We start from the raw sequence: 11331 nt of genomic DNA on the forward strand, positions 1-11331 counted from the left end.
TAAATAACACCGGCCGGAGAGAAGTCGTTGCATGGTTGGGCTTGGCAAAAAGCCCCCACTACTCACAAAAACGCCCGACGCCGGTAGTAGTAAGACTACCGACGTCGGGCGCAGTCTGTTTAAGCTAGCTGCTTACAACTTTCCCGATTCCACTAAGGTTTCAACCCGAGCATTGCCCCCCACAATGTAGCCGGGCACCAGCGAGCAGTCGGCGGGCGAACCGGGCGGGCAGCCGTACACGTAGCGGCGGCGCCAACGGTATACAGGGCCCACGCCGCGAGCGTACACCTGGCGCTGGATGTTCACGTTGAACAGATCGTAGGCGGTGGTGTCGGCAGTGGTAGCGGTTTGATCATAGCGCTGAGGCTGAGCGACGGTAGCCGGTGCTTCAAAAGGTTGGCCTACGCGGTTGTAGCCGCGCTTTTCAGCCGTAATGGTGTCGCCAGAGTTGAAGGCGTTGGCGTTCCACTTACGTCCAGCGCGCACTGGAAACACCAGCTCCACAGTGCGGCGGTTGCTGCGGGTGAGCAGCAAGGTATTGGGCGTCGTCTTAATAATCATGACGCTATCGTCGCTCCAGGCATTGGTAGGCAAGGCGCGGCGGGAGCGCACCACCCGATACGCCTCTTCACCAGCTGCATCAGTAAAGGTTTCGACCACACGCTCCCGAAACTGAAAACGTGTGGCCGTCCCCCGGTTATTCTGATAAATTGAATCGACTACATTATAAATCCGAAAATCTCCCACTGCTACTGGGTAATAATCCAGACCCATATCGGGGCCGGGCTCCGTTTCGCGGGTACAGGCCGCTATGGCCAATACTGCCAACAAACCAACCGCCGAAGCGCGCCGACCAAGTAGCAAATTCGAAACACGCGAACGAGAGAAGTGGGTCATGCAGAAAGCAAATTTAAAGGGCCGAGCCGGCAAGCGCCGCAGCCTGAGTAGAAGCATCAGCCATTACGTGGCGCTCAATCCAGCCGCCACCGAGCACGTCGTTGCCTTCGTAGAAAACAGCGGCCTGACCCGGCGTGACGGCGTGAACCGGCTCTTCAAAGTAAGCGTAAATTTTGTCGCCCACCTGCTCCAAAAAAGCCGCTGCCCCGTCGTGGTTGTAGCGAATTTTGGTAACTGATGGTACCAGGCCCCGGCCTTCCAGCGAAGCATACTTGCCCATATTCAGCTTGCCTACCACCGTCGTGGTGCTGGCTAAGTCCTCAAAGTTGCCAAGTACCACTTGGTTGGTATCAGGACGGATTTCGGTGACGTAAGCCGGGAAACCTAAGGCAATGCCCAGGCCCTTGCGTTGGCCGATGGTGTAGAACGGGTAACCTTCGTGCTTGCCAACTACGGTGCCGTCGCGCAGCACAAATTGCCCCCCAGCTACGCGCTCCTCCAATCCTTCTACCCGCCGCTTCAAGAAACCGCGGTAGTCGTTATCAGGGATAAAGCAGATTTCGTAGCTCTCGGGTTTGTTTACCAGTTCGGTGAAGCCACGGCGGCGAGCCTCGTCGTAAATCTCGGTTTTGCGCATGCCGCCCAATGGAAACAGCGTCCGCGCCAAACTCTCCTGCGACACGCCCCAGAGGGCATACGATTGGTCTTTGTTATCGTCCAAGCCTTTGCTGACCACGTAGCGGCCATCTTCGTAGCGCACGTTGGCGTAGTGACCGGTAGCAATGAATTGGCAGCCCAGTTGATCGGCGCGGCGCAGCAATGCATCCCACTTGATATGGGTATTGCAAAGCACACACGGATTGGGCGTGCGGCCAGCCAGGTACTCGTCGGTGAAGTTGTTGATAACGAAATCGCCAAACTCGTCCCGGATATCAATGATAAAGTGGGGAAAGCCGAGCTGCACGGCAATCTGGCGGGCGTCGTTGATAGAATCGAGGGAGCAGCAGCCGGTTTCTTTCTTGGAGCCGCCTGCCGAGGCATAATCCCAGGTTTTCATGGTCATACCTACTACCTCGTAGCCTTGTTCGTGCAAAAGCACAGCTGCTACAGAGGAGTCGATGCCGCCGCTCATGGCGACGAGAACGCGCCCGCGAGGGGACGACGCTAAAGGTGTGTTTTCAGTCATAGAAGTAGCGCCCGTGAGGTCAAGGCTCCGGCCGCGGTGGCAAAGATAACACCCGGCGACGGCCCACGGTTCAGCGCCATCCATTTGTAGCGTACAAAGTACATGCCGAGCGTGGTAGTAGCCCAGAATCCTTACTTTCGCGCTTTGCCAACTCGTTGCCGGTGTTCAAGCTGGCTTTCTATTTTCCCAACTTATGGCTTTTCTTACCTCCGTGCTGGTGCGCGGCATCAATAACCTCTCCGACGCCCGCTATTGCGCCGGCATGGGCGCCGATGGCCTCATTTTCACCCTCGACCCTTCCCTACCCGGCGCCGTGGATGCCGCCACCGTAAAGGAACTTGCTGGCTGGGTAGCCGGCGTGGAACTGATCGGCGAGTTTGGCGATGAAATACCGGTTTCGGAGATTAACCGCTTAGTAGAGGAATGTGGCTTACAGCGCGTACTGCTGCATCAGCGACCCGAAGAACCGCTTTCTGTGCCTGCTTTGCTGCGTGCGCCCCTCTTCCTCATCACGTCCAGTAGCTTACGCAACGAGATGCTGCTCCAATACCAGCCCATCTTCGCCGCTGGCCTGGGTGTAGTAGCAGCACTTGATTTAGACGACCTGCCCGAGGCCCGGCAGGAATCCTTGGCCGAAGCCGCCACTCAGCTACCCGTGTGGCTGAGCGGCGCCATCACTGCCGCAAATGTTGGCGGTCTGCTCAGCGCCATTCAACCGGCAGGCCTGATTCTGGAAGGCGGCAACGAAATCAAGCCGGGTTTGCGTGATTTCGAGGAGTTAGAGGCAGTTTTTGAGGCGTTGGAAGAAGAGTAATCGTCGACCAGACGGCTAGGCCATAACGGTGATCAGGCTATAGATGTGCTCTCCTAAGCGTTTGTCGCCGGTTAGCTGAGTGTGCTCCTCGGCCAGAGAGCGAGGCAAGCTTTTCGTAAACAAGCGCCAAGCCACGGCTCCATCGATAACTACCGCCGCGATGGGGCCAGAGCTGTTTTCGCTCAGCTGCCACTGCCCGGCGCTAGTATAGTGCATAAACCATGTGTCGCCGCCCTCGCCCGTCACCGTGAGTTGCAGCATCTGACCAGGCTCCGCTGCTACTTGGCGGTAGTGATGCGGCAATGCCCGGATGCAGGTGGCCAGGAAGGGCTGATACAATTCCTTGGTTAATAGCTCCTCTTCTCCGCGCCCCACCGCCTGCCGTATCTGTTGCTGGTGGTGCCACTTCTCGGTGTAGTCGCGGGCAATATGAAACCAGTTGAGCGAGGTTTGCTCGCCGGCCCATCCCACGGAAAAGGTGGCTGGCTCCCACGGATCCAGGGTCTGTAGATATGCTGTGTACTCTCGTCCCGTTGTTTCCAGCATTTCCAGCACGATACGCGGGCTCAGGCGCCGGGTGGCTTTTATCCAGTCGGCGTTCAGCTCATTCAAAAACTGCACAATGCCTTCGTAGCTGCTTGGATCGGTAGGCTGCACCCCAAAGTAGCCGTCGCGCAGCATAGACAAGGTTTGCAGGTTGCCCGCCAGCAGATGCAAGGCCACATCCATCACCTTCCACTGCGGCGCCAGCGTTTGCCGCTGCCAGTCGTCGGGCTGCAAACTCCTGAGAAACACCAACAGCTTCTCATCCAGAACAGGAAACAGATGTATCGTTTCAATGGGCACAGGGCGAGCAGCGGGCAGCATACCACGTTAGCTTAGCGTAAACTGAATATACTTGATGGCAATGCCCTCGCCACGGAAGCGGCGCTCGTAGTGCGTCTGAATATCCTCGGCGTGCGGCAGCAGCTCGGGCGTAGCATAAATATCGGCAGTGTGAGCCAAAATTTGGGCGCCAGCTCGCTCCTTCAATACCTCCAATGTGTACTCATACAGCGGAGTGTCGTCTGTTTTGAGGTGGATTAAGCCGCCTGGGCGGAGTATTTCCTGATATAAATTCAGGAAGCGTGGCGACGTAAGACGACGCTTAATGTCCCGGTCGCGGGGCCGCGGGTCAGGAAAGGTCACCCAGATTTCGGCTAGCTCCTGGGGGGCAAAATGCGCGGTCAGCGTTTCGGCCCGAGTGCGCAGGAAGCCTACATTCGTCAGGCCCAGTTCCTCGGCGCGGGTGCTGCCCCGCCAGATCCGGTCGCCCTTTATATCGAGACCTAAAAAGTTGCGCTCAGGGTAGCGGGCGGCCAGGCCTACTGTATAGTCGCCCTTGCCGCAGCCCATTTCCAGAGTTATTGGGTTATCATTCTGAAAAAACTCTTGGTGCCAGCGCCCACCCAGCTGCTCATAGTTGGCTTTGCCCGGCTCCACAATATCGGCCCGCTCCGCATTGCTGGCGAAGCGTACAAGTTTCACTCTACTCATTGATTAGTTTGATGTGTTAGTTTTGACCGTCATGCAGAGCAAAGCGAAGCATCTCGGTGTTTAGCAGGACTAGTAACCTCCGTCAGCACGCGAGATGCTTCGCTTTGCTCTGCATGACGGTCGATTTATTTATGTAGATGAGGAAGTCACGAATTGATTTCTCTCCTACTCATACAGCTCATCTACCTCAGCCACTACGAAGGTGCTGCCACCAATGAACACGACATCGTTAGGCTCGGCGGCGGCGCGGGCTGCTTGAACAGCAGAGGCTACAGACTCATAAATGCCCCCCAGCAGCCCTACGCCTGCCGCCTTTTCGGCCAGCTCAGCAGCGGGCAAAGCGCGGGGAATCTTCGCCTGACAAAAGTAATACGTGGCAGTGGGGGGCAAAATGGTGAGCATGTTGGTCACGTCCTTGTCATTGACCATGCCTAGCACTACATGAAGCTGCCGATACGTGAGCCGCGCTAGTTGAGCAGTAACCAGGCGCAAACCAGCTTCATTATGCCCCGTGTCGCATACCACCAGTGGGCGGCGGCCAATGATGCTCCACCGCCCCCGAAATCCCGTAAGCTGGCGCACGTCGCGCAGGCCTCGGCGTATGGCCTCATTGGAAATCTGAAAGCCTTGCCGTTGCAACTCGGCTATAACGGCAATTAATCCGGGCAAATTAAACCGTTGATATTCACCCAGCAGACCTACTTCCAGCTCATCAAAAGCTATAAACTCCTGTAGCTTCACTTGGAAGCGTTGCGTTTCCTCGTCTGCAGACTGGGGGGCAATTTGGGAGACGTAATATTGCTGGTCGGCAAAGGTTAAAGGAGCATCATGCTTGCGGGCAGTTTCCTCAAAAACTGCGGTCACTTCCAGTTGCGTCTGACTTATAACCACGGGCACACCGGGCTTGATAATCCCAGCTTTCTCGGCGGCAATTAGTGGCAAGGTATTGCCCAGTAAAGCCTGATGATCGAAGCTGATATTGGTAATCAACGACACCAGCGGCGTAATGATGTTGGTGGAATCCAGCCGTCCGCCCAAGCCAACCTCAATAATGGCAATGTCAACCTTCTCCTCCGCGAAGTACTGAAAAGCCAGCGCCACGCACATCTCAAAAAACGAAGGCTTTATCTGCTCAAACAAGGGCCGCCAGCGCTCCACGAAGACAATTAGGTAATCGGGGGGCAATTCTTGCCCATTGATTTTGATGCGCTCAGTGAACTCACGCAGGTGGGGCGAAGTGTACAAGCCTACTTTATAGCCCGCCGCCTGCAATACGGCCGCCAGCATGTGGGAGCTGCTGCCTTTACCGTTGGTGCCGGCTACGTGCACGCTCCTAAACCGGCGTTCTGGATGCCCTAAAGCAGCTGCCAACGCCTCTGTGTTGCCCAACCCTTCCTTGTAGCCAGCGGCCCCTACCCGTTGGAACATAGGTAGCTGCTCGTACAGGTAAGCGAGCGTCTCGGTGTAGGTCATGTGCAAAGGTTGTTAACTAAGTATCCGCAGCAGACGTAGACTACCGCTTTAAATTGGGTACAAAAGAAAGCCGCCGACCGGATAAATCCGACCGGCGGCTGAACAAACAATGATAAACAGGACCTACTCCAAACGGAAGCGGAAGGTAATATAGCCCACGCCCCCACCCGGATCAGGCCGCGTTTTCTTAAAAGAGAACCGCTCGCGGATCGTTTTTAAACAAGCCTCTACCTGAGCCGGTGACATGGTGCCGCCTACTTTGTTGACAGAAATAATCTCTCCTTCCCCGTCAATTGTGATCTTAAATCGCAGGTAGCCGCCTTGATTATCCACAAGTGGAGGCTGAGGCTTGCTGGCAAAGGCCCAGCCTCCATTACCGAAGCCATCGCCGGAGCCACTGCCGCCGCCCGAGCCACCTCCATCGCCACCACCGCTGCCGGGCGTGCCGTATAGGGCGCGGGCGTCGAGGCTGCCTTTCGGATTGCCCTGGTCGCCAGTTGCGCCGGGCCGGTCGCCGTTGTTGTTACCGGTGGGCGTGTTGCTGGTGCCGGCTACACCGTTGCCGCCGCCGTCATTACTGCCATTAGGCGTGTAGAGGGTGCGAGGCTTGGGCGCAGGCAGTGCTTCGCGCACTACTTCCTTGGCCGGTTCAGGCTTAGTTACGGGCGGCGTTTCACGTACCACTTCCTTGCGAGGCTGCACGGGGCGCTCTACCGGCGGAATTTTAACAGGGCTTTCCTCGGCTTCGCTGGTTATGACCTTCTCCTCAACCGCCGGTGGCGGAGTGGCAGCCACGGCGCGCGTGGGTTGAGGCGCCGGCTGCGGATCAGGGTTGCGGGCCGGCGGGCGACTATCGTTGGTATTGCGTGAATTGTTAGCCTGGGCCATCGTTTGAATGTCGCCGAAGCCGGCATCATCCACGCCGTAGTTCAACTCCACACCGCCCCCACCCATTTCTGTTAGTGGTGGGTCGGGACCTTTGAAAACGGTGAAAACGAACAGCGCTAATAACAAGGCGTGAATAACCACCGTCCCGATTATCGCCTCACGGCGGTGCTGTTCGCGGTAGTTGATTGCCATAGGTTATCTTGATTTTAAAGGCCAAGTGAAGCAGATAAGCGCGCTGGGGGGCAATTTTACCTGCTGGCAGTTTGCTGAGCTTGCGTAGCCATGACCATCTTCACCTTCAGGCGGTTCCCGATTTCGAGAATATCCACCAACTTCTGCACGTTCAGCGAAGCGTCCACGCGCAGCACTACGGTCGGCTGGTCGAGACCGGCTACACGCTGGCTGAGCGCCGACTCGAGGTCGGTAGGCGTTACGGGCTGACGGTCCAAAAAATACTGCCCAGCGGCATCCACGGAGATATTGATGGTCTCTTTCATCACCGCTTTGCCCGAGCGAGCATTGGGCAGGAGCAGTTTAATCACGTTGGGGTTCACCATCGTGCTTACAATCAAGAAGAACAACATCAGGAAGAACATGATGTCGTTCATTGATCCCGTCTCGACGTGCGAGGAAAGCTTACGGCGGCGGCTTAAATTCATTTTGTGAAGTTGAGAAGGTGTGAAAGGTGAAATGATGAAGTGTTCTCACAACTTCCCCTTTCACCAATTCACTGTATTTCTAGTTGTCCTGCAGGATGTCCATGAACTCGATGGCAGAGTTTTCCATGCGGAATACTAGGCGCTCGACCATGATACTGAGCCAGTGGTAGCCGACGTGGGCAATGATGCCGACGATAAGACCAGCAGCCGAGGTCACCATCTTAGTATACAAACCGCCCGAAATTTGAGCAATACCGAAGTCGCCGGTGGTGCTAATGGCGTAGAAAATCTTGATTACCCCGATGATTGTACCAACAAACCCAAGCATGGGCGCGATACCAGCGATAATGCCTAAGATGCTGATGTTCTTCTCAAGGCGAGCAATTTCAATCTTGCCCACATTCTCCACGCTGGTCTCGATATCCTTCAGGGGCAAGCCAATGCGGCGAATTCCTTTTTCCACCATGCGCGCCAGTGGCGAAGCATTCTGGGCGCACAGCATTTTTGCCCCCTGTAAGTCACCCTTTACCATCAATCCCCGAATGCCCCCCATAAAGGACTCCGGATTACTGTTGGCTTTTTGAATAGTGATGTAGCGCTCAATGATGATGAAAACGGAGATAAAGGAGAGAATGAAGATCGGAATCATCACCCACCCCCCCTGCAACACAAGATCAATTAGGGAAAGCTCCGAGGAGACGGCATTGGCGGCAGCGTTAGCGGCTACAGCGGCGGTATCAAGCGGGGCGGTGGTGGTAATCTGCAGGAGCAACGATGTCATTTTAGTATTGAAGAACCCAGAGTGATGAGCCGTATTGTTTGCGTAATTGAGATAAACTGCGGTCGGCCGTGGCCTTATCAGCAAATTCGCCTACAGTAAGGCGGTAAAAGCGGCTCCCAGCCGAAGTACGCGTGGGACGCACGGGCCACAGCACCTGTGCTGGACGATTTTTGCGGGCCAACGCTTCCCGCGCCTGCTCTACGCTGCGCGGAGTATCATAGCTGCCAGCCACGACGTAGAAACGCCCCGTACGGCTTTTAATTGTAGTGCTGGAAACATCTGATGCTGACGCCGGTACCGATGATACTGTTTTTGCTACTGGCGCAGTTTTGGTTGGCGTAACCGCTACCTCAGCTTTAGGAGCTTTTGCGTCTACAACCGCTGGCTTAGGTGCTGGCGCCACAGGCTTTGTCGCGCTAGCAGTAGCTACCGCAGCGGTGTCCCAATCGTTGGTTGTTGGTGTAGCAGCCGATACGGGTGGCTCCGCATCGGGCGCACCGTCGGGTACAAACTCGTCGTTTTCACTCCAGCCATGATTAGCTAACGTAGCCTGCTGACGAGCTCTAGTCTTGGGCTTCATTGCGCTGGGGGGCATTTTTTGCTCCTGAACTACCAGCGAGTCCGGCAGTATACCCAGACTATCGGGCAAATGCCCCAGACGCAAAGCAAACAGATAGCCAGCCGACAGCATCAAACCAGCCAGAATAGTAGAGGCGGCCACGTTGAAGACCCGCGCCGCACGCCGTGAGCGGCCCGCAACCGTAAGCTGGGGTGCTGTAGGCTGCCGCTCACGAGCCAGCAGCGCATCTGTAGCACGGACAGGCCGCGACACCAATTCAGGCAAACCGTAGCTGGCCGTCAGTAAGTTTTGGGTACCCGTATATTCAAACTCCAGTCCTCGGCCCAAAGCCCGACGAAACACGCCAATGCCAGGCAATTCGGTGCGCTGGGCACTGTCTAGTTCCGCTTGCAGATTAGCTACGGCATTACGCACCATCTGGCGGGCTTCAGACGCTGGCACCCCTAAAGCGTGGCTTAAGGCATCCACCAGCAACCCGTCGTTGCGGGTCAGCGCACCGTTGAAGGCTACTGTCTTGGTTGGAGGGGTCAGGGTGTGGCGCACGGGGTGAATCCGGGCGGGGGCGTAATCAGCAATGAGGCCGCCAAAGCCAGGAATAATCACGCAATCGTGATCCTGGAGTAAGCTGAGGATATGGTCGGAAATCGGCAAAGTCGGTCTGTTGTGTTTCTGATGCGTTGATTTTCGTTGTGCTAAAGCGTTACTGATACGACACTTATTGAGGAGTGAAGCTTGGGAATGTTCTATTCCTTAGCAGTAGATCAGCACAGCAAAAAATTAAAAATCATAAGTCACGCCCGCCAGTACATTGATGCCCTTCACCGGGTAGTTCAGGAAACGCTCGTACTTGCGGCCCAGCAAATTGTTGCCTAAAGCAAAGATTGACAGATTTTCCGAGAAACGATAATCCCCGCGCAGGTTCAAATCGACAACAGTGTCGGTGGGGCGCACCACTTGCGTTATCAGTCCAGTACCTGCTGACCGCTCGTAGCCTACTCCATAACTGGAGCTATACGTGTATAACTCTGCTCCTAGCAACAGCTTATCACTGGCGTTATACGTACCAAATACCATTGATTGAAACGCAGGGCGGTGAAAAGCTTTGGCCAAAGTCTTGGTATTATAACCGTTATAATCTGCTTTCAGCCCCAACCGAAACTGTTCCGCGGCATTGTAGAGCACTTCACCGTGCACGTTGAGCAGTTGCGTGGATTTACGATCGTACACCAGATCAAAGCGCGAAGTATCAGTGCGGCTGTTGGCGTAGAAGTACAAGTTTTGATCGTTGGTCGCCGTGACTTTGGCACTGACCGACAGACCGCGGGCCGGAGTGGCCGTGAAGCCGCCGTACACGGTCGGGCCGCGGTGCGTGTCAGCCACGCGCTGATTGGCGGCTAACCAAGGGTTTTCTGTGGTCAAGTCATACATCGTGACGCGCTGTAAAGCCCCGCCCAAGCCACCGAATACCACAAACTTATCTTCCGTAACGGTGTAGCCCAAGCGAATAGCTGGGTATACATTGAACTGTGAAGCTGTACCAACGGTATCACCAGTATAGCCTACTGTAGCCCCGATGGATAGGGCCAATCGGTTCAGATCGGCTTCGAAAGCAGGTGTAACTTGTACAAATGGCCGGCTCACGGTACCAAGTTCGTCTTTATGCGAGATGAAGGAAACGTCGCCGTTCAGGGCGATGCGGCCTTTCTCACCCAGTTCGTAGGATGAGCGCAGCGCCGCATTGAAGTTATTCTCACTGGCCGCAAAACGATCTTTCCAGAAATTAAAACCTACGCCAAAGTCATACTGAAAAGTGGCGTCGGCGGCGCGGTTGCGAGCATACACCCGAGCGGCAGCCCGTGTAAACACCTGCTTGATATCGTCGGCATCGGGGGGCAAATTCTGGGTTTCGCGGTTGTAGCCGTAGAAGTTGTACCGCTCCCGACCTAGGTCTAGTTTAGCACCGAGCGCGGCCGTGCCGCTATAGGTTTCGCCATTTAAGCCTAGGCTGGTTTGGCTGAGGCCAGAGTTCTTGCGGTCCACGGGGCCACGCGAAGAGGAAATATGGCTGAAATCGAGGCCGTAAGAGGCAGTCTCGCTGCGGGTATTATGCAGGTGAGCCTTACCGTAAAGTGTACCGTAGTTACCCAGTGCGCCTTTCAGGTAATTGCCGGTCTGGGGGGCAATTTCCTCCTGCTTAATAGTAAGCACGCGCACCGATGGGTTGAGCCGGTCGGCGGGCAAGCGGAAGTCGGGATAAGTATAGGGCACCGCTTGCGCCTGCTTAGTTGGGGCCTCCACTTTAATCTTATCAAAGTTGCGCGTTGCTTCAGGCAATTCATTAACGCGCTCCTTTACAATTTCAATTTCGGCGTCTTCAATTTTGCCCCCCGGCCGCTGTTGCCCCCACGAAATGCGGGGTGCGGCCACAGCTAGTAATGTGGCCAGAGCTAAGGAATAAGGCGAGCGAAGCGTCATAACAATGAAGTTAGGTTATATACAAGCTATTGTTTAGGAAAG

At 55.6% G+C, this 11331-nt stretch carries 11 protein-coding genes; 1 reads left to right on the forward strand and 10 read right to left on the reverse strand.

The genetic code is table 11. From position 1 onward, the window contains the following. Positions 1-132 precede the first annotated feature (132 nt). Together ACW9KT_RS10595 and mnmA are read right to left on the reverse strand one after the other, a co-directional pair. The gene (locus ACW9KT_RS10595; protein WP_457080111.1) at positions 133-897 is read right to left on the reverse strand and encodes a hypothetical protein; all 765 of its coding nucleotides are present in this window, start codon (positions 895-897) and stop codon (positions 133-135) included. Positions 898-910: 13 nt separating this feature from the next. Continuing rightward, on the reverse strand, positions 911-2083 hold the full coding sequence (gene mnmA, locus ACW9KT_RS10600; protein WP_457080113.1) for a tRNA 2-thiouridine(34) synthase MnmA: 1173 nt from the start codon (positions 2081-2083) through the stop codon (positions 911-913). Between the two features lie 193 nt (positions 2084-2276). Between mnmA and ACW9KT_RS10605 the strand changes: the two genes are divergently transcribed. Further along, positions 2277-2897 (forward strand): hypothetical protein, encoded by a 621-nt coding sequence (locus tag ACW9KT_RS10605; protein WP_457080115.1) that lies wholly within the window; start codon positions 2277-2279, stop codon positions 2895-2897. 15 nt (positions 2898-2912) lie between these two features. On the opposite strand, the gene ACW9KT_RS10610 is transcribed toward ACW9KT_RS10605, so the two are convergent. From ACW9KT_RS10610 to ACW9KT_RS10645, 8 genes are all read right to left on the reverse strand, one after another. Next, positions 2913-3764, reverse strand: a complete 852-nt coding sequence (locus ACW9KT_RS10610) for a maleylpyruvate isomerase N-terminal domain-containing protein (RefSeq protein ID WP_457080117.1) — start codon at positions 3762-3764, stop codon at positions 2913-2915. Between the two features lie 6 nt (positions 3765-3770). Further along, positions 3771-4433 carry a tRNA (guanosine(46)-N7)-methyltransferase TrmB gene (trmB, locus tag ACW9KT_RS10615; RefSeq protein WP_457080119.1) on the reverse strand — a complete coding sequence of 221 codons (663 nt, stop codon included), beginning with the start codon at positions 4431-4433 and terminating at the stop codon, positions 3771-3773. Between the two features lie 165 nt (positions 4434-4598). Beyond that, positions 4599-5906 (reverse strand): bifunctional folylpolyglutamate synthase/dihydrofolate synthase, encoded by a 1308-nt coding sequence (locus ACW9KT_RS10620; protein ID WP_457080121.1) that lies wholly within the window; start codon positions 5904-5906, stop codon positions 4599-4601. A gap of 123 nt (positions 5907-6029) precedes the next feature. After that, positions 6030-6986 (reverse strand): hypothetical protein, encoded by a 957-nt coding sequence (locus ACW9KT_RS10625; RefSeq protein ID WP_457080123.1) that lies wholly within the window; start codon positions 6984-6986, stop codon positions 6030-6032. Positions 6987-7042: 56 nt separating this feature from the next. Continuing rightward, a complete protein-coding gene (locus tag ACW9KT_RS10630) occupies positions 7043-7453 on the reverse strand; it encodes an ExbD/TolR family protein (protein ID WP_457080125.1) in 411 nt (136 codons plus the stop codon). Between the two features lie 79 nt (positions 7454-7532). After that, the gene (locus tag ACW9KT_RS10635; protein ID WP_457080127.1) at positions 7533-8234 is read right to left on the reverse strand and encodes a MotA/TolQ/ExbB proton channel family protein; all 702 of its coding nucleotides are present in this window, start codon (positions 8232-8234) and stop codon (positions 7533-7535) included. A 1-nt stretch (position 8235) separates the two neighbouring features. Further along, positions 8236-9465: an HU domain-containing protein gene (locus ACW9KT_RS10640; protein ID WP_457080129.1), complete on the reverse strand. Its 1230-nt coding sequence runs from the start codon at positions 9463-9465 to the stop codon at positions 8236-8238. 126 nt (positions 9466-9591) lie between these two features. Continuing rightward, positions 9592-11289 (reverse strand): hypothetical protein, encoded by a 1698-nt coding sequence (locus ACW9KT_RS10645; protein WP_457080131.1) that lies wholly within the window; start codon positions 11287-11289, stop codon positions 9592-9594. Positions 11290-11331 lie beyond the last annotated feature (42 nt).

The organism is Hymenobacter sp. HD11105, from assembly GCF_054051685.1.